General features: G+C 41.4%; 27 protein-coding genes and 1 tRNA gene. 19 read left to right on the top strand and 9 right to left on the bottom strand.

Annotated features, from left to right (window positions below; genetic code table 11):
- The first annotated feature begins 181 nt into the window (after positions 1-181).
- Complete coding sequence (locus BN1609_RS10755) at positions 182-1,885, top strand: carboxylesterase family protein (RefSeq protein WP_088840845.1); 1,704 nt, start codon at positions 182-184, stop codon at positions 1,883-1,885.
- Between the two features lie 34 nt (positions 1,886-1,919).
- Here BN1609_RS10755 and BN1609_RS10760 read toward each other — a convergent pair whose 3' ends face one another.
- Positions 1,920-2,894, bottom strand: a complete 975-nt coding sequence (locus BN1609_RS10760; protein ID WP_088809124.1) for a glycosyltransferase family 2 protein — start codon at positions 2,892-2,894, stop codon at positions 1,920-1,922.
- Between the two features lie 19 nt (positions 2,895-2,913).
- Complete coding sequence (locus tag BN1609_RS10765; protein WP_088840846.1) at positions 2,914-4,908, bottom strand: glycosyltransferase family 39 protein; 1,995 nt, start codon at positions 4,906-4,908, stop codon at positions 2,914-2,916.
- A 222-nt stretch (positions 4,909-5,130) separates the two neighbouring features.
- Between BN1609_RS10765 and BN1609_RS10770 the strand changes: the two genes are divergently transcribed.
- The 4 genes from BN1609_RS10770 to nfsA all read left to right on the top strand — a co-directional run bounded on the left by BN1609_RS10770 (position 5,131) and on the right by nfsA (position 7,691).
- Positions 5,131-5,201 (top strand) — tRNA-Gly (locus BN1609_RS10770).
- Between the two features lie 85 nt (positions 5,202-5,286).
- Positions 5,287-6,423: a tRNA epoxyqueuosine(34) reductase QueG gene (queG, locus tag BN1609_RS10775; protein ID WP_088815326.1), complete on the top strand. Its 1,137-nt coding sequence runs from the start codon at positions 5,287-5,289 to the stop codon at positions 6,421-6,423.
- A 7-nt stretch (positions 6,424-6,430) separates the two neighbouring features.
- Positions 6,431-6,940, top strand: coding sequence for a tRNA (uridine(34)/cytosine(34)/5-carboxymethylaminomethyluridine(34)-2'-O)-methyltransferase TrmL (gene trmL / locus BN1609_RS10780; protein WP_088809121.1), 510 nt, complete (start codon positions 6,431-6,433; stop codon positions 6,938-6,940).
- A 13-nt stretch (positions 6,941-6,953) separates the two neighbouring features.
- The gene (nfsA, locus tag BN1609_RS10785) at positions 6,954-7,691 is read left to right on the top strand and encodes an oxygen-insensitive NADPH nitroreductase (protein WP_088815325.1); all 738 of its coding nucleotides are present in this window, start codon (positions 6,954-6,956) and stop codon (positions 7,689-7,691) included.
- Between the two features lie 44 nt (positions 7,692-7,735).
- On the opposite strand, the gene BN1609_RS10790 is transcribed toward nfsA, so the two are convergent.
- The 3 genes from BN1609_RS10790 to BN1609_RS10800 all read right to left on the bottom strand — a co-directional run bounded on the left by BN1609_RS10790 (position 7,736) and on the right by BN1609_RS10800 (position 9,158).
- Positions 7,736-7,900 (bottom strand): lmo0937 family membrane protein, encoded by a 165-nt coding sequence (locus BN1609_RS10790; protein WP_088809119.1) that lies wholly within the window; start codon positions 7,898-7,900, stop codon positions 7,736-7,738.
- A 65-nt stretch (positions 7,901-7,965) separates the two neighbouring features.
- Positions 7,966-8,436: a low molecular weight protein-tyrosine-phosphatase gene (locus BN1609_RS10795; RefSeq protein ID WP_088815324.1), complete on the bottom strand. Its 471-nt coding sequence runs from the start codon at positions 8,434-8,436 to the stop codon at positions 7,966-7,968.
- Positions 8,433-9,158 (bottom strand): SMI1/KNR4 family protein, encoded by a 726-nt coding sequence (locus BN1609_RS10800; protein ID WP_088815323.1) that lies wholly within the window; start codon positions 9,156-9,158, stop codon positions 8,433-8,435. The genes BN1609_RS10795 and BN1609_RS10800 overlap by 4 nt, the downstream gene beginning before the upstream one ends.
- Before the next feature lie 183 nt (positions 9,159-9,341).
- On the opposite strand from BN1609_RS10800, the gene BN1609_RS10805 reads away from it, so the two are divergent.
- The 5 genes from BN1609_RS10805 to BN1609_RS10825 all read left to right on the top strand — a co-directional run bounded on the left by BN1609_RS10805 (position 9,342) and on the right by BN1609_RS10825 (position 13,131).
- Positions 9,342-9,815: a DNA starvation/stationary phase protection protein gene (locus BN1609_RS10805; protein ID WP_088840847.1), complete on the top strand. Its 474-nt coding sequence runs from the start codon at positions 9,342-9,344 to the stop codon at positions 9,813-9,815.
- 211 nt (positions 9,816-10,026) lie between these two features.
- On the top strand, positions 10,027-10,329 hold the full coding sequence (locus BN1609_RS10810; RefSeq protein ID WP_088809115.1) for a HesB/YadR/YfhF family protein: 303 nt from the start codon (positions 10,027-10,029) through the stop codon (positions 10,327-10,329).
- A 100-nt stretch (positions 10,330-10,429) separates the two neighbouring features.
- Complete coding sequence (locus BN1609_RS10815; protein WP_088815322.1) at positions 10,430-11,569, top strand: MBL fold metallo-hydrolase; 1,140 nt, start codon at positions 10,430-10,432, stop codon at positions 11,567-11,569.
- 9 nt (positions 11,570-11,578) lie between these two features.
- Complete coding sequence (locus tag BN1609_RS10820; protein WP_088815321.1) at positions 11,579-11,809, top strand: DUF3006 domain-containing protein; 231 nt, start codon at positions 11,579-11,581, stop codon at positions 11,807-11,809.
- A 200-nt stretch (positions 11,810-12,009) separates the two neighbouring features.
- Complete coding sequence (locus BN1609_RS10825) at positions 12,010-13,131, top strand: M20 family metallopeptidase (RefSeq protein ID WP_088809443.1); 1,122 nt, start codon at positions 12,010-12,012, stop codon at positions 13,129-13,131.
- A gap of 63 nt (positions 13,132-13,194) precedes the next feature.
- Here BN1609_RS10825 and BN1609_RS10830 read toward each other — a convergent pair whose 3' ends face one another.
- Positions 13,195-14,400 carry an MFS transporter gene (locus BN1609_RS10830; protein ID WP_088809442.1) on the bottom strand — a complete coding sequence of 402 codons (1,206 nt, stop codon included), beginning with the start codon at positions 14,398-14,400 and terminating at the stop codon, positions 13,195-13,197.
- Between the two features lie 6 nt (positions 14,401-14,406).
- Positions 14,407-15,075: a FadR/GntR family transcriptional regulator gene (locus BN1609_RS10835; protein WP_088840848.1), complete on the bottom strand. Its 669-nt coding sequence runs from the start codon at positions 15,073-15,075 to the stop codon at positions 14,407-14,409.
- A gap of 125 nt (positions 15,076-15,200) precedes the next feature.
- Between BN1609_RS10835 and BN1609_RS10840 the strand changes: the two genes are divergently transcribed.
- Positions 15,201-16,253 carry an AI-2E family transporter gene (locus BN1609_RS10840; protein ID WP_088809111.1) on the top strand — a complete coding sequence of 351 codons (1,053 nt, stop codon included), beginning with the start codon at positions 15,201-15,203 and terminating at the stop codon, positions 16,251-16,253.
- Positions 16,243-16,686 (top strand): GNAT family N-acetyltransferase, encoded by a 444-nt coding sequence (locus BN1609_RS10845; protein ID WP_088809110.1) that lies wholly within the window; start codon positions 16,243-16,245, stop codon positions 16,684-16,686. Before BN1609_RS10840 ends, BN1609_RS10845 begins: the two co-directional genes overlap by 11 nt.
- Positions 16,687-16,727: 41 nt before the next feature.
- Here BN1609_RS10845 and BN1609_RS10850 read toward each other — a convergent pair whose 3' ends face one another.
- Together BN1609_RS10850 and BN1609_RS10855 are read right to left on the bottom strand one after the other, a co-directional pair.
- Positions 16,728-17,603, bottom strand: a complete 876-nt coding sequence (locus tag BN1609_RS10850; protein WP_088840849.1) for an alpha/beta hydrolase — start codon at positions 17,601-17,603, stop codon at positions 16,728-16,730.
- A 21-nt stretch (positions 17,604-17,624) separates the two neighbouring features.
- Positions 17,625-18,443, bottom strand: a complete 819-nt coding sequence (locus tag BN1609_RS10855) for an alpha/beta hydrolase (protein WP_088809108.1) — start codon at positions 18,441-18,443, stop codon at positions 17,625-17,627.
- A gap of 136 nt (positions 18,444-18,579) precedes the next feature.
- On the opposite strand from BN1609_RS10855, the gene BN1609_RS10860 reads away from it, so the two are divergent.
- From BN1609_RS10860 to BN1609_RS10890, 7 genes are all read left to right on the top strand, one after another.
- Entirely contained in the window at positions 18,580-19,041 is a 462-nt protein-coding gene (locus tag BN1609_RS10860) for a DUF4064 domain-containing protein (protein ID WP_088840850.1), read from the top strand.
- Positions 19,042-19,133: 92 nt separating this feature from the next.
- Positions 19,134-19,373 carry a hypothetical protein gene (locus BN1609_RS10865; protein WP_240310325.1) on the top strand — a complete coding sequence of 80 codons (240 nt, stop codon included), beginning with the start codon at positions 19,134-19,136 and terminating at the stop codon, positions 19,371-19,373.
- Between the two features lie 165 nt (positions 19,374-19,538).
- A complete protein-coding gene (locus BN1609_RS10870) occupies positions 19,539-19,856 on the top strand; it encodes a hypothetical protein (protein WP_088809105.1) in 318 nt (105 codons plus the stop codon).
- Between the two features lie 15 nt (positions 19,857-19,871).
- Entirely contained in the window at positions 19,872-20,720 is an 849-nt protein-coding gene (locus BN1609_RS10875) for a PspA/IM30 family protein (protein ID WP_088809104.1), read from the top strand.
- Positions 20,721-20,877: 157 nt separating this feature from the next.
- Complete coding sequence (gene nagA, locus BN1609_RS10880; protein WP_088840851.1) at positions 20,878-22,011, top strand: N-acetylglucosamine-6-phosphate deacetylase; 1,134 nt, start codon at positions 20,878-20,880, stop codon at positions 22,009-22,011.
- A 19-nt stretch (positions 22,012-22,030) separates the two neighbouring features.
- Entirely contained in the window at positions 22,031-22,735 is a 705-nt protein-coding gene (locus BN1609_RS10885) for a glucosamine-6-phosphate deaminase (RefSeq protein WP_088809102.1), read from the top strand.
- A 16-nt stretch (positions 22,736-22,751) separates the two neighbouring features.
- On the top strand, positions 22,752-23,474 hold the full coding sequence (locus BN1609_RS10890; protein WP_088815317.1) for a GntR family transcriptional regulator: 723 nt from the start codon (positions 22,752-22,754) through the stop codon (positions 23,472-23,474).
- Positions 23,475-23,489 lie beyond the last annotated feature (15 nt).

A 23,489-nucleotide genomic window follows, 5' to 3' on the forward strand; every position in this document is an offset into this window, starting at 1 on the left:
TTTAGAAAATTTTGTATGCTTACTCTTGCTTTCATCAAAATACGTGCTATATTAAATTTATATATATATTCTTGTTAAGGAATGTAACCTTATGGGCATAACCTGAAACAATGATACGCAGCTTTTTTGTGTATTTTTGTTTCAGGTTTTTATTATATATTCATAAAAAAGGAGTGGAACTATGAAAAAGTGGATTATGTTAGTTTTAGTAGGTTGTTTATTTGCTTTAGCAGGGTGTGGAACTAGCCAATCGGAAGCACAAACAGGATTAACGTATAAACAAGGGGTGCTAGAAACTACAAAATATGGAAAAGTAAAAGGTTATCAGAGTAAAAATGAAAACGTTTTAATTTGGAAAGGAGTACCTTATGCCAAGGCACCTGTTGATGAATTGCGCTGGAAAAAACCAGAAAATCCTAAGAAATACAAAGGCACGTTAGATGCAACCAAGGATAGTGAGATGTTTATTCAAACTTCTCAAGATGGTGTGACAGGGAGCGAATCAAGTTTGCGTCTGAATATTTACCGACCTAACACAAAAGAGCAAAATTTACCTGTTATGGTTTACATTCACGGTGGGAACAATCAAGGCGGGAGCGCTACGGAAATTAGTGGTGAAGCTTTTGTAAAGGATTTAAATGCGATTTTTATCTCAGTAGATTATCGTCTTGGAGCATTAGGATTTAATCCTCTCCCAGCTTTACATACAGGCAACAAGTTAGAGGATTCTGGCAACTACGCGTTACTTGATATGGCGAAATCATTAGACTGGGTGAAGGAAAATATTACAGCTTTTGGCGGGGATCCCAAAAACATTACATTTTCCGGCTTTTCAGCAGGAGGAAGAGATGTTATGGCGTCGTTAACTTCGCCTGTTTTTGACGGGAAATATCAAAAAGCCATTGCTTTTAGTGGTGGTATGACAGTGGCAAATCCAGAAGATAGCGTGAAAGTTTTTGCGAAGGCAATCGCGCCACTTGTTGTAGAAGATGGTGTCAAAAAGACAACGGAAGAAGCTTATACGTGGTTACAACAAGATAAGAAAGAAGTGCGGGACTATTTATACGGTTTATCAGCGGAACGATTAAGCAAATTGATGGGCAATGCCTCTATTCGCATGAGCGCTTTCCCTCATCTTTATACGGACGGAGCTGTGTTACCTAAAAATGGTTTTGACACGAAAGAATATAATGATGTGCCATTAATGATGTTGTCAGGGACAAGTGAATTTTCCTTTTTCGCAATGGGAGATCCTTATTTTGCTGAAAGCCTAGCAAATGGCGATATTCCAAAAAATCAGGAAAAACTAGCCGAATTTAACTTTGCGAAACAATATGGTAGCGATATGTATGCCTTGTTTAACACAGAGCTGTCAGCAGAAAAACTAAGTGAACATTATAAAGGTGATATTTATAACACGAAAATGCCTTTTGGAACAAATCTTAAAACGACAACAGATATGAGTTTGGTGGGGGCATTTCACGGCGTGTTTATTCCTTTCTTGGATAGCAACAATCAAACGTACTTATCTACGATTACGGAATCGTATCAACTACCTGGAGCGAAAGAGTTGCAAGGGGAATTCAGAGCGTATCTTAAAAACTTCTTGCATGATGGTAATCCAAACGGTGATGATTTGACGAACTGGACAAAATGGAGCAAACAAAATCAAGCTAGTTTACTTCTCGATGCGAATGACAATCATGCGCAAATTAAAATGGAGCAAGAAACGGATACGAATCAAGCTATTATTGAACGCATTGAAGCGGACACAAGCATTTCAGAAGCAGCCAAAAGTAAAATTGTCCACACTGTATTAAATGGAAGATGGTTTAGCTCGGATTTAGATGCCTACTATCATAATCCTAGTTTATGGCCAAACTAAATAAATGAACCGCCCGATTTTCGGGCGGTTCATTTTATTTGATCTGTTCTTTCAGTGCGTATAAATGGCTTGCCTCAAAGCCGTTTGCCTCGTCCACCACGTAAAGCGGGCGGTGCCGCGTTTCTTCGTACATGCGGCCAATGTATTCGCCAATCATACCAAGGACGAGGAGGACGATGCCGAAAAAGATGAGCTGAATGATGACGATAGACGCCCAGCCAGGCACCGTCATGGTGGTAAAGAGTTTTTGAAAGAGGACGACAATCATGTAGAGGAAGCCGCATGTGGCAACCGTTACGCCTAGATAAGTTGCGAGTTTTAGAGGCAAATAAGAGAAAGAAGTAATGCCGTCAAGCGAAAGCTTAATCATTTTCTTGAGCGGATACTTCGTTTCACCGTAAAGCCGCTCATCGCGCTCGTATTCGACCTCCGTTTGCTTGAACCCGAGCCAGCTCACCTGACCGCGGACGAACGGATTTTTCTCCTCCAACTGCCGAAGCGCCCTGCACACCTTCGCATCCATTAGCCGAAAGTCGCCAGTATCAACAGGGATCGGGGTATCGGACAGCTTTTCAAGGATCCGGTAGAACACTTTGGCACTAAATTTTTTGAAAAACGATTCACCTTTACGGACTAAACGTTTCGCATAGACAACTTGGTAGCCTGCGCGCCATTTTTCTACCATTGCGGGAATGAGTTCCGGTGGGTCTTGCAAATCGGCGTCAATCACTACAACGGCTGCGCCACTTGCATAACGAGCACCCGCGGTAATCGCAATTTGATGGCCAAAGTTCCGTGAAAAATGAATCACTCGAACGTGCATATCTAGTTCCTGGAGGTCATCTAAAATGCGGCGTGTGTTATCTTGGCTGCCGTCATTCACAAAAATCAGTTCAAAATTAGGCGTTAGACCCCGCATGACGGCCGTTAGACGTTCGTAGCTGCTTATTAAAACTTCTTCTTCATTGTAGACTGGAATGACTACTGAAAGCTCGATTAGATTGGTCATTTCACATCATCTTCCTTTCCTATTTCAATAAATAAAGCGTTCCATTTCCAGTTCCATTCATGCCCTGTGCTCCGAAAGCACTTGTAGTGGCCGACGAATTTGCGTCTGTTTCAGAACTATACTCGCTGGAATCAATTGCGGTTCCATTTTCTTGAATCCAATTAATGACGTCTGAGTCGGCTGCTTTACTATTACTTGGAAGGTAGAAGTATTTTATTTCGCCGTTTTTAACCATCGTTTTCAGTTCGCTTACGGTGAGCGTCGGGTCGGTCCCGTTAAAGCCACCCATCGCCATGACGGCTTTTTGCGTTTTAATGATGTAAGGGCCTGCTGTTGTCGCGTCTGTCGTGCCGAATAAATATGTTTCGCCGGTATTGTTTTCTTCTAAATACGCGATTAAACCAGTGTCCACAGAAGCATCTGCGAAACCGCCGCCGCTTGAAGTTGCGAGTTGTGGTCCTGTTTCAGGAAGCGAACTATTGCCACCGTAAATTAAAGGCGTGAGCGACCAATAGGTTGGTGCCGCTAGTAAAATTGCCAGTCCGAGCGCTGTGATTTTTGCGGTAAGACCTTTCGATTCTTTGCGATATAACACGAGGAAAAGCGAAATCGCTGCTACGAGAAGGGCAATCCCAATGGCAAATGGCGCGCTATACTGAAAGACGAAGAAGGCTTGCAAGAAACCAGTTAAAGTAATGGCACTTGGGAGTAAAAAGGATTGCCAATTTTGCTGCTCGCGATATAGTTGGAAAAGAGCGACTAGCCCTGCGCCAGCTAACGCCGCAATTGGAGGAGCGAGCATAATCAAATAATAATGATGGAAGAAACCAGCTACGCTGAAAAATCCGGCAACTGGAAGAAGCCAAGCTGCCCAGAAAACCATTTCCTTTTGGGCATCTGATAAGTGGAACCATTTTGCGTTTTCACGACGATACGCAATGAAAATCGCAAGTATGCCAAAGAGTGCTAGCGGCAAGAACCAACTAATTTGGTCGCCTAAGGCCGTTTGGAAGAGCCGTAGCGGACCTTTTTCGCCTGTGCCAAACATACCGCCGCTACCCATCATTTTTGAACCGCCTTGTCCGCCACCGTTTTGTCCAGAAGGGGGGCTAGGCATGCCGGTTGAATTGCCATCGCCGAACGACTGGCTGCCATCATTTTGTCCGCTAGGTGCGCCGCCTTGTCCGCCGTAACTGCTAGTAGACGGGCTACCGCCGCCGGTTCCTGTGCCGGTTTCCTGCCCAAGTAAACGTTCCACGCCATTGTAGCCGAAAGCAAGTTCTAGGACGGAGTTCGTCTGACTGCTTCCAATGTAAGGACGACTCGACGCACTTGTTTGGTCAACAATAACCGCCCACGAAACGGATACACCGAGCATGAGGACGAGAGATAGCGCCAAATGGACCGCCTTTTTTTTCCAAGAAATGTTAGTAGCGAGTAAATAAAAAACTACGAAAGCGGGAAGTACCATGTACGCCTGCAACATTTTGACGTTAAAGCCAACCCCAATCATGACGAAAGCGAGCAGCAACCAGCCAAGTTTTCCGCGCCTAACAGCTTTGAATAGAAAGAGCGCACCAAGCATTAGGAAGAAAACGAGGACGGCATCAACGTTATTTGTTCTGGAAACGGCTACCGCGATTGGAGTTAGCGCAAGTAGAAGTGCCGAAATACGGGCCGCCCATTTTCCGAAGCGCGGCCGAATTAGGATATATAAAAGGATAACGGAGCCAACGCCAGCAAGTGCTTGCGGTAAAATGACACTAAAGCCATGAACGCCGAATATTTTAGCGCTAATCGCCTGAAGCCAAAAAGCAACAGGCGGCTTGTCTACAGTAATGAAGCCTGCTGGATCAAAGGAGGCATAAAAGAAATTATGGGAATTTTGTACCATACTTGTAACGGCTGCTGTATAATAAGGATTAACCGTTGCATCATTCCAAATACCATAAAAATTAACAAAAATAGCTATACAAATAATACCAACAAAATAAAAATCAATTTTTTTCTTCATGAAATCACTTCTCTCTTTTTATGAATAATCTTAGTGTAAAAGCTAAATGTGAATAGGTTATGAATAAATTTGGAAAGAAGTTTAAAATTCAGACGGATTAGATGTGAGGCTTACCCAATTTTTAACAAAAAAAACATAAATTTTTAAAAAAGGTCTTGTCAAAATTAGTATCTGGTGTTATGATATAAAAGTTGTTACAAACAACGTCATAAAGCCAATTGTGCGGGTGTAGTTTAGTGGTAAAACCACAGCCTTCCAAGCTGTTGTCGGGAGTTCGATTCTCCTCACCCGCTCTTTACATACTGTTACTAACGCAGTGTTTCGACCTTTTTAAGCGAAGCATTGCGTTTATTTTTTATTTTAAAAGGAGGTTTTCGCATGGATACGACAAAGCTAAAGGCTGAAATAATTCAGTATGCGACCGAAATTGGTGTGCAGAAAATTGGCTTTACGACTGCGGATCCTTTTTTGTTTTTAAAAGAACGTTTGGAAATTGCCGAAAAAGAAGAGGTTTTAACCGGGTTTGAACATCCCGTTTTAAACGAGCGAGTGTATCCTGAACTCATTTTCGAAGAGCCAAAATCCATTATCGCGATTGCGCTCGCCTATCCGTCTAAGCTAAAGGAAAGCCCTGTGAGCAAGCGTGAATCGCGGCGTGGCGTCTTTGCACGCGCTTCTTGGGGCACCGACTATCATACGATTTTGCGCGAAAAGCTGGCACTTATTGAAGCTTTTATTTTAAAACGAGTGCCCGAAGCTAAAATGAAAAGCATGGTCGATACGGGCGAATTATCTGATGTGGCTGTGGCAGAACGAGCAGGTATCGGTGCTCGCGGTAAAAACACGCTGTTAATTACGAAAGAATACGGTTCGTGGGTGTACTTAGGCGAAATGCTAACGAACATTGCTTTCCCGCCAGATGAGCCAATTGGCGACTTGTGCGGTGACTGCAATCAGTGCGTTAAAGCTTGCCCGACTGGCTCACTACTCGGCGAAGGCGCAATGAATCCCAAAATTTGCTTAAGCTATTTAACGCAAACAAAAGGCTTTTTAGAAGAAAAATATCGCGATGTGTTGCATAATCGTTTATATGGTTGCGATACGTGCCAAGTTGTTTGTCCGTATAACCGCGGTCATGATTTCCACTTGCACCCTGAAATGGAACCAGACCCAGAACGCGTGCGGCCGGAATTGAAACCGCTTCTGCACATTTCAAATCGCGAATTTAAGGAGCAATTTGGGCATATGGCAGGCTCTTGGCGGGGGAAAAAGCCGATTCAAAGAAACGCAATTATTATTCTGGCGCGGTATAAAGATAAAACGGCGATACCCGACTTAATCGGCTGCTTGTTGCATGATGCGCGGCCAGTCATTCGCGGCACTGCCGCATGGGCGCTCGCTAGAATTGGTGGCCAAAACGCGGAAACAGCCATTTTAACAGCAGAAAAAGCAGAAACGGACAATGACGTTTTGGCAGAAATTAAACAAGCGAAAAAAATTTTAGGAGTAAGGTGAGTAAAAAATGGCAAATCATATCGTACTTTATCAACCAGAAATCCCGGCGAACACGGGAAATATTTCGCGCACATGCGCAGGGACGGATACGTATTTACATCTTATTCGACCACTCGGTTTTAGCACAGATGACAAAATGTTGAAACGCGCAGGCCTAGATTACTGGGACCACGTAAAATTAAATTATTATGACTCACTAGATGAGTTTTTTGAAAAAAATGCGGGTGGGGAGTTTTATTTTATTACGAAATTCGGCCGCCACGTATATAGCGATGTGAATTATAGCAATCCAGATAAAGATTACTTTTTTGTGTTTGGAAAGGAAACGACAGGACTGCCTGATGAGCTTTTAAAGGCACATGAGGAAACGGCGCTTAGAATTCCGATGACGGATAAAATCAGGTCGCTTAATTTGTCGAATACGGCTGCGATTTTAATTTATGAAGCTTTGCGGCAACAAAATTTTGGCGAACTAGATCAGGCGCCGCACTATGAACACCAAGTTTTTGAAGATTAAAGGGGTAGTTAAAATGAATGAAACGATTGAACAAATTTTAGGGCATTATTCGGTACGTGAGTTTGAAGATAAGCCGCTTTCGGAGGAGCAAATTACCTTGCTCGTGAAAAGTGCACAAGCGGCTTCTACTTCCAATTTTGTTCAAGCCTATTCGATTATCGGGGTAAGTGATAAATCGCTTCGCAGGGAACTAGCAAAAATTGCGAACAATACGGGCTACATTGAAAAAACGGGGCAATTTTTCGTTTTTGTCGCAGATTTAGCAAGGAATAAACGCATTGCGGAAGCATACAACGCTTCGGCCGATTCTTTAGAAACAACCGAGAAGTTTTTAGTGGCGGTTATTGATGCGGCGCTTGCGGCCCAAAATATGGCGCTCGCAGCCGAATCGATGGGGCTCGGGGTTTGCTATATTGGTGGAATCCGGAATGATTTGAAGAAAGTGTCGGAGCTATTGAACATTCCGGATTATGCGATTCCACTATTCGGTTTAACAGTGGGACAGCCCGTGCAAAATTCTGCGCCTAAACCGCGAATGCCAGAAGGGTTAATTTATCATGAGAACACCTATAGGAATAAAGAAAAAGAATTGTATTATGCGTATGATGAAATCATTCGTGACTATTACAAGGAACGAACTGGCGGCGCGCGCATTGAAGCTTGGACGGAACAAATTGCAAAAGGCATGAGCCAAAAAACGCGTATGGAATTGAAGGCTTTTATCGAAAGTAAGCATTTAGGAACAAAATAAAAAAAGCGTTAGTGATAAACTCACTAGCGCTTTTTTCGGTTCTATTACTGGTTTCGCTTGTTTCTAGCAGATTGAATTAAGTTCCAGATAATGAGAACTAAAATCACAACGAGGAGGATGTTAATTAAGCCACCTGCGATATGAAAAATCAATCCGATAAGCCAAACGACGAATAAAACGACAATAATTCCCCAAATGATACCTAACATATTAAAACCTCAAATCCTTTGATTGTACGTTAATTAGTACCACAATTTGGCATGCGCCAAACATTTTAAAGGTTATGTTTCGTTCGAATCGTTTGTAAAAGTCCTTCTGTTCCCGCTGTGACAAGACGTTCTGTTTCATCAAAATCTCCCGTATAATACGGATCGGGGACGCTCGAACGGTCACTATTTGGTACAAAATCCATCAATTTATAAATCGAGGCTGAGCTGTTTGCACCGCCTAACGCTAAAATATCTTCTAAATTGGCATCGTCCATTCCGATAATGTAATCCGCCGTTTCAAAATCCGCTAAACTAATTTTCCGCGCGCGCATATGACTGAAATCAATTTGATGTTTTTCTAAAACCTTTTGCGTACCGCGATGAGGCGGATTTCCTAAATTCCACGTACCCGTTGCCGCCGAATCGATTTCGAATTGGTCAGCTAAATGCGCGTCCTCCACTTGTTTTCTAAAAAAGCCTTCCGCCATCGGAGAACGACAAATATTCCCAAGGCATACAAAAATCACTTTAATCATGATGATTCTCCCTTCCATTCCTTCTCTAAAGTCGAAATATCAATACCGCAAGCTTGAAACTGCTGAAAAAGTTCGTTCACAAGAGCTTTTGGTAATTTTCGTCTAAAATATAAAATTTGATTTTCGAATAGCGTAAAAGCATTTTTCGCGTCACCTTCCAAAATAAGCGTCCTAATATGATGTAAAAACCACGGCTTATCTGCTTCGTCTTCAAGCAAGGTCAAAATTTTCCTTCTCCCATCAAAGTCCGCCTGAAGGAGCATCTGATCAAGTTTCGCGTGCCCATAAGTTGTCACATTTTCATATTCAAATGGCTCAAAGTAAAGCTGCGCTAAAAATGTATCAAAGTTTGCGGCAATCGTAAGCGTCTGCAAGGTTTCAAAATCGGCGTATAAAATGCTCGGCAAAGCCGTTTTATAATCAAAACCAAGATAGCGTTCGCCGTCCTTAGAAAAATAAATAATCTTTCCAGAAAGTGGATTTTCAGATGCTGCCGGAGGCTCTGTGATTAAATTGTGCAGGCCAAAAATTTGATAGACTTCCAGAAAATCAAAGCCATAAGATGTTGGCTCGCTCGTTTTAAAATGATTTTTTTGAATGAAGCCGCCATTTTGTTTCGCGATTAGTGCCCGGTACGCCGTAGGTAACTGAATTTGATTTGCCGCTTCAAACGCTTCGATGTCACGCGCTAAAGCAGGCGCCGTTTTGGATGCTAGCCACATTTTAAACACCTCCAAATTCCATTATGCTAAAGATTTTTAAACGTTGCAACAATAAATCGTTTAGGAAAATGATTTTGTGGTAAACTTAGATTGTGATACTTTCCACACTGGACAAAATGTGGGGATTAGTTTATAATAATTATTATATAATAGTAATTATTATTTAGGAGGAGAAAAGATATTATGAAAACAATTAACTCGGTAGATACAAAGGAATTCTTAAACCACCAAGTCGCTAATTTAAACATATTCACGGTAAAAATTCACCAAATTCATTGGTATATGCGCGGACGCAGTTTCTTCACCTTACACGAAAAAATGGATGACTTATATAGCGAATTTGGGGAACAAATGGACGAAGTAGCGGAACGTTTACTTGCGATTGGCGGTAGCCCGTTCAGCACATTAAAAGAATTTTTAGACAATGCGAGTGTTGAAGAAGCACCTTACACGAAACCAAAAACGATGGAAGAGTTGATGGAAGATCTTGTAGGCACGTTGGAACTTCTCCGCGATGAGTATAAGCAAGGGATTGAGCTTTCTGAAAAAGAAGGCGATGATGTTACAAATGACATGCTAATCGGCTTCAAAGCAGAGATTGACAAACATATTTGGATGTTTAAAGCTTATCTTGGCAAAGGCCCTTTGGATAAATAAGGAGAGAAAGATGTGGCGCGCAGTCACATCTTTTTTTTGCACAAATGATGTTATATAACAGAACTTGTATGGGAAAATTGTTATCTAACAAAATGTTTAAAGTTTTGCGAAAAGAGGTATAAAAAAATCAAGCATAAAAGCAGAATGCATGATTAATCATTAAAAATCTGCTAATCTAACTATAAACCATTAAGGAATGAGGAGTGAAATTATGGAAATCAAAGTGACGGAAAATGCCCAAAGCTGGTTTAAAGATGAGTTCGATGTATCAGGCGATAACGGTATTCGCCTTTTCGCTAAATACGGTGGCTCCAATAGTTCCTTGCATCCAGGTTTTTCAATTGGAGTTTCTGCTGCTGTCCCGAACGAAGCCGTTGTAACCGATCAAGAAGAAGGCATTCTGTTCTTTATCGAAGAGCATGATTATTGGTTCTTCAAAGAGCACGACTGGGAAATTGACTATAATCCTGAAACAGAGGAAGTCAAATATTCCTTCACGGAAACGGTCAAGTAAATGCAAAGTTAATGAACTGCAAGCGTAAAGCTTGCAGTTTTTTTAGATTGACGCAAAACGTACGTTCTGTTAAGCTACTAAAACAGGGGGTTTTTACTAGATGAAAAAATTAGTAGTTTTATTTGCTGCACTACTCGTATTATCGGGTTGTAGCAACATGTCCATCGTTTCAGGAGAAGCGGAAAGCAAGGTTTCTTCGGAAAAGTTAGATGGCGCAAGTTTTACATTTTTTGACGTTGGTCAAGGGGACAGCACCCTAATTGAGGCGGACGACGGCACGACCATTTTAATTGATACTGGGCGGAGCGATGACAATCGCATTTTGACGTACTTAAAAGAAAAAAATGTCGAAAAAATTGATTTGCTTCTTTTGACGCATCCGCACGCCGATCATATTGGCAACGCCGATAAAATTATTCAAACATACAAGCCAAAGGAAATTTGGATGGACGGCTTAACTTTTAATAGCTCAATTTATGAGCGCGTTATTGATGCGGCGCTTGATTCCGGAGCGGCATATAAGGAACCCAGAACAGGAGATGAGGCGTCTTTTGGACCGTTTGAACTCTCCGTTTTAAGCCCAAAAACACTTAGTAACGATGCAAATAATGATAGTATTGCAATCAGGCTTACATACAAGGACATTTCGGCGATTTTCACTGGGGATGCTGAAAAGGGGCGCGAAGAGGAGATGGTGGACAGCGGCATCAACCTGAAAGCCGACATCTTAGACCTCGGGCACCATGGTTCTTCCACTTCAAACCAACCTTTTTTCTTGGATAAAGTAGAGCCGGAAGTAGCAATTTATTCTGCGGAAAAGGGGAACAGTTACGGGCATCCTCACGTCGAGGTTTTGGAATGGCTAAAAGAGCGAAACATTCAAACTTACGGAACAGATGTGAACGGTACGGTGACGATTACGACAGACGGACAAACGCTTAATGTGGCTACGGAAAAAGCGGGCACGCCCAAATCCGGAAGCAGTTATAAAGCGGATACGAAACAACGGGCAGAATCCAAAACCGACGAAGGAAAGTCGGAAGAAATGCCAACTTCCATCAATTTAAATACGGCTTCACTAGAGGAATTACAATTTTTACCGCTTATCGGTCCAGAACTGGCAGGCAAAATCATTGCGGAGCGGCCTTATGAAAAGGTTGACGATTTAAAACGGATTAACGGAATTGGTGATGGCATTGTAAGACAAATCAAAGCGCAAGGAATTGCGGTAACGAAGTAGGTGAACAGAATGGAAGCAGTGCTTGACCGAATTGAAGATGGCATCGCGGTGTTTCTTATAAAACCAGATGAAACGGAATTTGAAATCGCACAAGCTAAAATTCCAACCGACCTAAAAGAAGGCGACGCCGTTTTGATTGCAGAAGACGGTACGGTGACAAAAAATGAAGCAGCCACTGCAGCGGCCAAATCGCGTATCGCAGAAAAATTGGAACGCCTTCGGAAACAAAACAGGCGTTGACATGAACGTGTAAGCGCGGTATATTAATAAAAAATCGGACCTCTTTTCTTTGAAAAGAGGTCTCAGATTGTAAGGAAAACTCTAAACTGAAGCAAAACGTACCATGGCACAATCAGACTGAGGTCTTTTGAATAGGGGGATGGATTTTGGAAGAGCAAATTTTGACGTATTTAGAGGAAAATCAGGCGACGTTTGTGGCGATGAGTCACGCGATTCATGCGCGGCCGGAAATTGGGAATGAAGAGTTTTTTGCGAGTCAGCTTTTGGCGGACACACTTGAAAAAGAAGGTTTCACTTTGAAACGCGGTGTTGCTAGTCATGAAACAGCCTTTATTGCCGAAAAAAGCAGTGGAAAAAAAGGGCCTCGAGTTGTCTTTTTGGCGGAGTACGATGCGCTTCCTGGGCTCGGGCACGCGTGCGGTCATAATCTTATTGGAACGACGAGTGTATTTGCGGCGATTTCGCTTGCGCGTGTTTTGGCGGAAATTGGTGGAGATGTGCTCGTTTACGGTACGCCAGCTGAGGAAGGCGGGCCAAATGGCAGTGCGAAGGGAAGTTTCGTGCGCGAGGGATTATTTGCTAATATTGACGCAGCACTTATGATTCACCCAAATGGGAAAACACATGTTACGGTGCCAGCCCCGGCCGTTGATGTGCTTGATTTTGAATTTATTGGAAAGGCGGCACACGCAGCAACTAATCCGGAGGCAGGAATTAACGCGCTGGACGGCGTCATTCAATTCTACAACGGGATTAATGCGCTTAGACAGCATTTGCCAAAAGATGCGAGCATTCATGGTATCATAACGGACGGCGGTAAAGCGGCGAATATTGTGCCAGATTACGCGAAAGCGCGCTTTTTCGTTCGCGCCGCGAAGCGCAAGAACTTAAATACTTTAACCGAACGCGTTATCCAAGTCGCAGAAGGTGCCGCTTTACAAACCGGCGCTAAGATGAACGCAATTCGTATTCAAAACGGAGTTGACAATGTCTGGGTAAATAAGCCGTTTAATCACCTTTTCGCCGAGATTGCAAAGCAGTTAGATATTCCGTGCGATACAGACGGGGCTGGGGTCGGGTCGAGCGATGCAGGCAACGTCAGCCAAGTCATTCCAACCATTCACCCCTTTATTAAAATCGGACCAGAAACGCTCGTCGCTCACACAGATGAATTTCGCGAAGCAGCAAAATCAAGCGAAGGAGATAAAGCCCTTTTACTTGGGGCAAAATTACTCGCTTTGACTGCGCTACAACTTTACAAGGATAGCGACCTACTTGAAGAAATCAAACAAGACCAGTTGCGCCTTGCGAAATTAGAATAAAATAAGACGGAAGACAGATGGCCAGTCTCGCCATCTGTCTTCCGTCTTATTTGGCGTGAGCTTTTAAGCATCAAAAATCGTTTTATTGCGAGCCGCGCCCATACCACAAATACAAAAAACGCCAAGTGCGAGCAGAAGAATGATGAGCGGCACCATAAAACTTCCTAGCCAGTCATGCAAAATGCCGAACAAAATCGGCCCACAAGCTGCAAGCAGATAACCAATTGATTGCGCCATACCTGACATATCCGCCGCTTCTTTCGCCGTGTTGGTCCGCAAATTGAAGAACATCATACAAAGACTAAAGGAAGTCCCCGAGCCAATGCCAAGACATACTATCGCAACAGCGAGCACCGCAAGGTTTTGAATCGGCAAGAGCAAACCTAAAATGCCAAGAACCATCATAATCGCTGAAAATAAAACGAGTGCGCGCTGATTCTTCATTTTAAATGCAATGATAGGAACGATAAACGTGATAGGCATAATGCCGAATTGCATGAGCGAAAGCATAAAACCACCTTCAGCGCTAGAAAAGCCTTGTTCTTGAACCATGACAGGCAAGAATGCCACCGAAATGTAAAAGACAGCCGATTGAATTCCCATCATTGCCGCAATTTGCCACGCCATTTTAGAATGCCATACATTCCCCGTTTGACTTTGTTCCACTACATGCGTCTGTTCCAATTGGGCTCGTTTGGTTGAAAGTTGTGGCAGCCAAATTAAAAGGGCCACCGCCACAAAGCCAGCCCAAATAAAAAGTGTCGCCTGCCAATTGCCGCTGAGCTGAGTCGCAATAGGAACACTTAAACCAGAGGCAATCGCCGCAAATAAGTTCATTGAAATGGAATAAATTCCAGTCATCATGCCAAGTTGAAACGGAAACTCTTTTTTGATTAAACTAGGAATAATCACATTTCCAAACGCAATCCCAATCCCGATAAAAAGCGTGCCGACAAGCAAAAAAGTTAGATTGCCGATAGGACGAATGATACTGCCAAGTAAAATCATAAGTAGCGTATAAAAAACGAGTTTTTCAACCCCTGTTTTTTGACTAATTTTTGAAACAAAAGGAGAAATAAGCGCAAACGCAATGAGTGGCAGAGTCGTTAAAAATCCTGCCAGCGTATTCGAAATAGGCATGCTTTCGCGAATATAATCGAGCAGTGGACTGACAGCCGTGAGCGGCATCCGCAAATTGACAGCCACCAAAACGATGCCAGTCATTAAAAATATCTTTTGATTGCGTGCAACCTGTTTGTTTTCTAGCATAACCAATTAAAACCCCTCATCTGAAATTCTATTTTTGTAAAGTGAAATGTAGGAATCCACCTCATGTTGTGCTTTTTTGACATCTTGATGTGAAATAGCCTCAACTAATGCCTCATGACTATTCAAACGATCTGCCTGAAGCAACGTCGAGTGCATAATGGAGGTGTGAATTTTATCAAATAAATGTGCATAAATATCCGTGAGGAGCGCATTTTTCGAACAAAGTGCCATAGTATGATGTAACGCCATATCCGCTTGAATAAATTCGTCAATATTAGCCGCCTGCTGGCATTTTTTCACAAGCGTATAAAGCGACTCAAGATCAGCTTCCGTTCGCCTAGCACACGCAAGAGCCACAATTTCACTCTCCAGCGCATGTCTAGCTTCAAAAATTTCGAGCAAAGAAGACTTCGAAACACGCTCCTGCAAAACAGCTTGAAGCGGACTATTCGCCACAACAAACGTCCCGTTCCCTTGACGTACTTCTAAAAGCCCCATTTGGGATAAAGCTTGGACGGCTTCCCGGAGAGTATTTCGACTAATTTTCAAGTCTTCCATCAAATGTTTCTCACTCGGAATTTTATCGCCCACTTGCCATTCACCTGAATGGATTTTTTCTTCAATAAAGGTATAAACTTGTTTACTAAGCGTTGTTCGCTCAATTTTCGATTTCATAAAATCCCTCTTTCAATTAAAGGTAGGATGATAGGCTTATTGTAAAGGAATTTTAAATGGTTGTAAATAGCGATGAGGAAGGAGATGTGCTATCATTGAAAGTATTGAAGAGGAGGAATGGCGAAATGGAATGGTTCGCACAGTTCTTAAAGAAAGACACCCCGAGACGACTTTTTGTTTTTGTCATTCTTGGCGTGCTCATTTATTTAGTTCGCAGTATGATAGATTTAATTTTACTCACGTTTATCTTTGCGTTTTTAGTCACAAGGCTCGAAAATGTGATTTTAAAGCGCGTTCGAATTCCGAGACGACTCATTGTTATTTTTTTGTACATACTCGTTGCCGCGCTTTTATATATCGCGATTGTTTATTATTTGCCGATTCTTATCCAGCAAATTTCAGATCTCGTGAATATGCTCGTTGCCATGTATAACCAGCCGGGCGACAATACGATGGTAAATTGGATTGTGGATTTGTTGAAGCAATCGAATATACAGAAATATTTAGAAGCTAGCGTGGAATTTGTTATCGCATCATTATCAGGCATTGGTGCCATTGGGATGTCCTTTTTCTTAGCGCTCATTTTAAGTTTGTTTTTCTCGCTCGAAAAAGAGCGTGTCACGCAGTTTACATCACAATTTTTCACAAGCAAAATTGGCTTTATTTTTAAAGATTTCGCTTATTTTGGAAGCAAATTCGTTTCAACATTCGGTGTCGTATTAGAAGCGCAACTTCTTATTGCACTTGTAAACACATTTATTACGACGATTGCCCTCTATCTTATGGGCTTTCCGCAGCTTCTTAGCTTATCCATCATGGTTTTCGTACTCGGCATGATTCCTGTTGCAGGTGTCATTATTTCTTGTATTCCGCTTTCGATTATCGCGTATTCCATCGGCGGGTTTACAGATGTGTTTTATATCTTGCTCACTGTGGTCATCGTGCACGCCATCGAAACGTATATTTTAAACCCAAAATTAATGTCTTCAAAAACCGATTTACCAGTGTTTTATACGTTTATTGTGCTGATTTTTTCGGAAGCATTTTTCGGCGTTTGGGGGTTGATTGTGGGGATTCCAGTATTCGTATTTATTTTGGATCTTTTAGATGTGCGGAGAACGAGCGAAATACCACGTAAAAACTTTTTCGGTAGGAGGAAGAAAAACGATGATGCGTAAAATCACGGAAAACTACCCGTATGCACTACTTTACGATGCTGATCCATCAAAGGAAATCGTCGCAGATTACTTGGCACGCGGCGAATGCTACGGTCTTTTCGAGCATGAGCAACTCATCGGTACAATCGTTTTACTAAAAACCCGCCCCAAAACCATTGAAATCATGAATATCGCTATTTTGGAAGAAAAAAGGGGCTTAGGCTACGGAAAAAACCTCATTACGCAGGCGATTAATATCGCACAAAAATACGGCGCCAGAACAATTGAACTCGGAACAGGCAATTCCAGTATGAGCCAGCTCGCGCTCTACCAAAAATGTGGATTCAGAATGACACATATCGAAAAAGATTATTTCACGAAACATTACCCCGAACCCATTTTCGAAAATGGCATTGAATGCCGCGATATGATTCGCCTATCCTTAAACTTGTAAAAGAAAAATCACGCCAGGCCGGCGTGATTTTTTGCGTTATCTTATCCGTTTGAAATCCATAAAAAGTCGCCGATAACAGCATCGACTTCCGGGTTTTCATGCAATTTGCTATGTCCAGCATTGCCGCCTTCAAAAACCTTTTCTTCATAGTTTAATATATCCGAAAAAATGAATTTCCCAGAAAGCGCGCTTGAAACAGGGACGCTCCCATCACTTTTTGTGCCATCCAATTTGTCACCAGCAATAGTGTATACTTCGAGCGATTTAGGAATCGATGCTTGATGTTGAATAAAATTCGCATAGCGTTCCGTTTCTGTTTTTGGTCCTGTATCCGTCAAATCATATGCGCTGTTACCAATTGCTAGCCCGTTTAGCGGGGCGCCAATTAAAACGAGCTTTTCAAGCGTCGGGTATGCGGCGTCATTTCCAGTTTGCTCCACATAATTTGTCAAACTAACGCCGCCCATCGAATGCCCGACTGCATTCATCTTTGTAATATGGTAGTCCGATTTTAGCGCTTTACCTACCGTTTTCAACCATTCCGTCTGATTGACCATCGAACTTTTATTATTTTCGAATAAAACTTGAATGAGTGGATTATGACTAAATTTGTCATAGTTACCCGTAATATCAAGTGTGCCGTCTGATTTAACCGTAATCACAAGTGATTTCGTTGCATCATTTTGTGATTCGAGTCTCTTTATCATGCCACCAAGTGAATTTTTTGTGCCTGCGTAGCCATGAACAAATAGTGTCGGAATAGCGATTTCACGAGGCTTTTTCACATCAGCTTTCGCTTTAACCGTTTGTTTCGCCTTATTGTCATCCGCATTCCGCTTATCCATCGTTTGAAAAATAAAACTAAAACCTAAAAAAAGGAGACAGAGTGCGAGTATTAAAAAGATGATTTTTTTCATATCGAAGAAATTCCTCCATTTTTATTTTCCAAAAAGAAATGGAATAACTTGCTTGTCAACAGCAGGGAGTTCGTGCATATTGCTATGCGTCGCATCCGGCTCTTCTATAACATGTGTCGTCACTTTTTGGTTTTTAAAAAGTGTTTTCCCATACAGTACGCTGTCCACTTTTACTTCCCCGTCACTGTTCGTGCCGTCTTCTATATTACCAGCAATAATCAAAATCGGGATATTTTCGGGTAAAACTTTCGCCATTCTCGCGGCAAAATTTGAATGGACTTTTTCCTCGTTTCGGATATCAACTTGCTCATCGCCGTTTATGTACTCTTCAGGGTAAAGTGGTACGGCCAAAAATACAACTTTATTAATGGTCGGGTAGTTTGGATCTTTCGAATACGATGCTAAATATGCCTCCCAGACACCACCGCCCATCGAGTGCGCCACTGCGTTGAATTTTGTAATGTGTTGGTGCTTTTGCAAATAAGCCATTACCTTTTTCATCCACATCGCTTGCTGCGTAATAGTTGCGCGATTATTGTCAAATACAACATTAATAAGCGGATTCTTAGCGCTAGAGTTATATTCACCTTCTGTTGAAATTTCGCCAATTTTGCTGACATGGACAATCATCGCATCCGTTGCGACATGATATTTTTGGTCAAAACGGCGAATCATGCCATGAAGTGAGCGATCCGTTCCGTGATAACCATGAATGAAAATCGTTGGAACTCCAGTGCTTACAGCTTCAGGCCTTACTGGATTTAGCTGGATTAGCGAGAAAATCGCTCCTACAACACATAAAATCGGCACTAGATAAGCTAAGAAAATTCGCTTCATCATGCGAGTTCATCCCCCTAATTCAAAGTCTGATTTGATTATACATGCTTTTAAATGAAATTGCACTTACTTAAAAACTTGGAATAACAGAACATTTAATAGTATACTGAACTAGTAAGAGAGTTAGGAGGAGTTTATTTTGATTAAAAGAACAGGTGAAGTGGTTTTAACCAGTATCGGTCTAGCTTTATCTCTCATTTTACAAGGCCTCATGACCTACTATGCTTTCGCTTTTGTAAACTCAACTGCTACACAAAGCGGGCGTGAGATATTTATAGCAAACTATGAAGAAACATTACAGAAATCGGGGATAAGTTTGGCTGATGCGCCGTCCAGTATGCAGTTAATTGATGTACTAGGCAAGTATTCGATTTTTCTCCTTGTCTCTTTAATTGTAGTCATCATTTTAACAGCACTAGGCTTTATTTTCATTGTTGGCAATAAAAAGCCCGTTCTTGCCGGCTTCTTATTCCTATTCGCGGGTCTTTTCGTTGTTGCATCAACTTTCTTGGTAGGCTTCATTCCAGCCTTGCTATTCCTGATTGCGGCAATTATGTGTTGGGTACGCAAGCCAAAAGTTAGCCCATTTGATTCATTTTAAGCACATATACATAACAAAAACGGTACTTTTTAAGTATCGTTTTTGTTTGAAAAAATTTCCAAACGGGAAAGAATCAAATGGGTAATAAGGAGGTGCGGGTTTTGCGAAAAAAATCTAGCTTAGCGCTAATTGGTGCCGTTTCTGGAGCTGTGGTTGGCGTATTATCTTATATCGTTTACCGGCAACGAACGAATGATCCTTTTGACAGTGTGAATGACATTCGAAAGAAATATGAAGAGGAAGAAGAGAAAGAAACCGAAATTGAGGCAGAAAATATGGTATCCGAAGGCGCGATGTCAAGCGTAAATTATGCAAATAGGTCGCAAGAGTAATAGTGAAAAGTGGTATTAACGTTTGTTTAATGCCATTTTTTTCTTGTTTTTTTTAGCAAAAGGGAAGTAAGCCTATAGTCTGATTTGAAGTTCCTTCTATAGTTGCTTATTTTTGTTGAAAATTCGCGTTATGATGGATACAGTTAAAGTAAGGAGGCAAAAATGATGAGAGGCATAATCATTGCGATACTCGTTGTCATCTTAATTGGTCTAATCTTAACGCTATTATGGCCTGCAATTATGGCAACACTCGGAGCCGTTTTAGGTTTCTATTCGCTTAAAAAATTACTTGAAACAAAATCAGTCGGTGAAAAAGTCGTATACGGTATACTTATTGGTATCGGAGCCTTAATGATTCTTACAAATTTAAAAGGCGCAATTGTTGTCCTAGTCATTGCAGCAATTGTTTACTTCCTAACTAAAAATAACCGTAATAAACGAAATGATAACAACGATACATTTGATTACCCATATAATAAATAATTGGAGGAGAACAAAATGGCAAATTTCTTTGATAAAATGAAAGAATGGAATAAAGAGGTCACTAAGAAAATTGATGAGCGCGCTGAAAAACGTCGCAGTTCGGTAACATATTACATGGATAAAACAAAAGCTGAAATGAAAGACGCAGAACGCATGGTTGAAAAACAACGCGAGTTAAAATCCTTATTTTATAAAGAGTATAAAGAAATGGAAACTTATGTTGAAAAGCGCCGCCGCCAAGTAGAAATTGCTGAGGAAGCTGGCGAAACTAAGCTTGCTGAATTTGCAAAAGCAGAAGTGGCACAATACGAAGAACAATTAGAAACAACAAAAGGTCACTATGAACAAGCTTCCAAACAATTAGAAGATTTAGAGCTCCGCATGCATGAAATGCGCTTAAAATGGAAAAACTTAAAAACACAACACTTAGCTGAAATGGCTGAAAAAAATGCTGCTGAAACTTCAGAAAAAATGGACAAAGTAATCCATGATATGAGCTGGGGCAGCGTTTCTGACTATCACGAAGCACAAAAACAACGCGATCTAGCTGAAGAGGCAAACAAAAAAGCAGATATGGCTAAAGAACTTTCGCAATCCTTTGATGAGCTGATGGATGAACTTGAAAAGAAAACAGCCAAAAGCAAAGAAGTTATTAAAGATAAAGCGCAAGACTTTACAACGATGGTAGATGACATCATCGAACGCGAAAAACAAAACTTCAAGAAAAAAGATCAAGCATCCATGGAAGAACTTCTAAATGATCTTGAAAAAGAATCCAAGAAAAAAGAAAAGGACGACAACAAAGAAGTCTTAATTCCTGAACTTGAGAAAAAAGAAGAAGAAAAAAATAAAGACAAAAAATAATCATCGAAACGTATCAAGCTAAAACCACCTTACTAGGTGGTTTTTTAGTTGCTTAAATTCTCTCTTTGAGGGTAAAAAGAAAAAAGATAAGTTGCTTTTTTTGAAAAAAGCGGTATAATAATTGGTATAGACCGATTGAGAATAGGAGGCTTTCGTAATGACTGTAAAAGTAATTACAAATGCAACAATTTATACAGGAAAACTCGTTTTGGAAAATGCTTACATGCGTTTCGACAAACAAGTAGAGGAAATTGGTTCCATGAGTAACTTTAAGCCAAATGGCGGAGAAGAAATCATCGATGCCAAAGGACAAAAAGTTGTCCCCGGTTTTATTGATGTTCACTCACATGGTGGTTACGGTCATGATGCGATGGACGCTGATCCAGTAGCACTCAAAAAACAAGTTCGTGGCATGTTAAACGAGGGGATTACAACGTATTTTCCTACAACGATGACGCAGTCGCACAAAAATATTGAAGCAGCATTAAAAGTAATTGGCGAAGTAGCAAAAGAGGAGCCAGTTATCGGTGGTATTCATTTAGAAGGTCCATTCGTTTCTGTTGTATTTAAAGGTGCTCAACCTGAAGAATACATCCAAGCTCCAGACCTTGAACTGTTCAAAAAATGGTATGACATTTCAGGCGGGCTAATCAAAGTGGTGACGTATGCCCCAGAACATGAAACCTCTCCTGCTTTTGAAAATTTATGCCAAGAACTCGGTGTTGTTCCTAGTGTCGGGCATTCCAATGATGTGCGCGAGCATTTGAGAACCAGTAAGGCAACCCATGCGACACACCTTTACAATGCCTGCCACCGAATGACGCACCGCGAACCTGGTGTTCCGGGTCACGTTTTACTCGAGGACGGCATTCAGGCGGAGCTTATCGTTGACGGCATTCATGTTAACAAAGACATGGTTAAGCTAGCCTATAAAATGAAAGGCGCACACGGTATTTCACTTATCACGGATTCGATGCGTGCGAAAGGGATGCCAGAAGGGAAATCTGAACTCGGTGGTCAAACGGTTATCGTGAAGGATAAACAAGCGCGTCTTGAAGACGGAACACTCGCTGGAAGTGTGCTGACTTATGACGATGCTTTCCGCAACATGATTAAATTTACGGGCTGCTCAATTGAAGAAGCGGTACTTATGAGTTCCGTCAATCAAGCAAGAGAGTTTAATTTAATCAAAAAAGGTGGTCTTGAAGCAGGGAAAGACGCTGACTTTAACCTTTTTGATGATGCCCTAAACTTAACTGCCACATATTCTTATGGTCAAAAAAACGTTTAATTGAGAGGAAGAAGTAAACATGCAACTTATTAAAACAGCAGACAAACTAGAAGGTTCTAAAAAAGGCCTAGAAATTATTGAAACAGCAATCCGAAATGGTTCTGTGAAAACGTTAGGGCTTGCAACAGGAAGCACACCTGAATTGTTTTACGGAGAATTCATTAAAAGTGACGTTGATACAAGCGATATTACAACTGTAAACTTAGATGAGTATGTAGGTCTTGCAGCAGACGACCCAAACAGTTATCATTACTATATGAACGAGTTACTATTCTCTAAACGAAAATTTAAAGATAGTTTCTTACCTGACGGCGAAGCAACAGACGCTGAAGCTGAATGTGCACGTTACGAAGAAATTTTAAATACGCACCCAGTAGACATTCAAATTTTAGGTATTGGAACAAATGGTCATATTGGTTTTAATGAACCTGGAACTTCTTTCGATTCTTTAACGCATAAAGTTCTTTTAACAGAATCTACGCGTGAAGCAAATAAGGTTCACTTTGAAAAAGAAGAAGATGTACCAACACATGCTTACTCCATGGGGATTAAATCGATTATGAATGCGAAAAAAATCATTTTGTTTGCGTTTGGAGAATCTAAAAAAGAAGCGATTAAAGCAACTATAAACGGATCTGTAGATGTAAACTGCCCAGCTTCCGTATTACAAAACCATCCAGATGTGACAATTATTGTGGACGAAGAGGCGGCTTCACTTCTATAAAAAAGAGGGCTGAAAAATGATCGATAAACAATCGGGAATTCCAATTTACATTCAAATCCAAGCCGAAATTAAACAAAAAATTGAGGCGGGTGTTTGGCAGGTCGGGACAGCAATCCCGGCCGAACGCCAACTGGCAGAAATGTTTCACGTGAGTCGTATGACGGTTAGGCAAGCCATTCAAGGTCTTGTCGATGATAATATTTTGCAAAGGCGCGTCGGGGCTGGCACGTTCATTGCGGAAAAGAAATTGACTGAACGACTCGAAGCAGTAACAAGTTTCACTAATTTAATGTTGCAGGCAGGAAAGAAGCCTTCCACGCGCATCGTTTCTTACGGTATTCGGCCTGCTAGTACGCAGGAGCAAGAAGCACTAGCAATACCAGAAAAAAGCAATGTTATGAAAATTGAACGGATTCGTTACGGAGACTCAGTTCCCATTTTATTCGAAGTAGCAACAATCCCTGAAAATATTGCGGCGCTTCTTACAAAAGAGGATATTATGAATTCGTTGTATGAAGCGGTGGAAACAAAAATTGGTCAGCAAATTGGTGAGGCAGAACAGATTATGGAGGCAGCGCTTGTTTCAGAAAAGGTTGCGCCCTATTTGGATGTAAAACTAGGTTCACCGGTTATGAAACTCAGACAAATTACATTTTTAGAAGATGGTCGACCATTTGAGTTTACTCGCTCGCAATATGTGGGGAGTAGATTTCAGTTTGTAGCTAAAGTTAAACAATAAAAAGAACTTCCGTGA

The organism is Listeria sp. ILCC797, from assembly GCF_900186185.1.
GTDB classification, from domain to species: domain Bacteria; phylum Bacillota; class Bacilli; order Lactobacillales; family Listeriaceae; genus Listeria; species Listeria goaensis.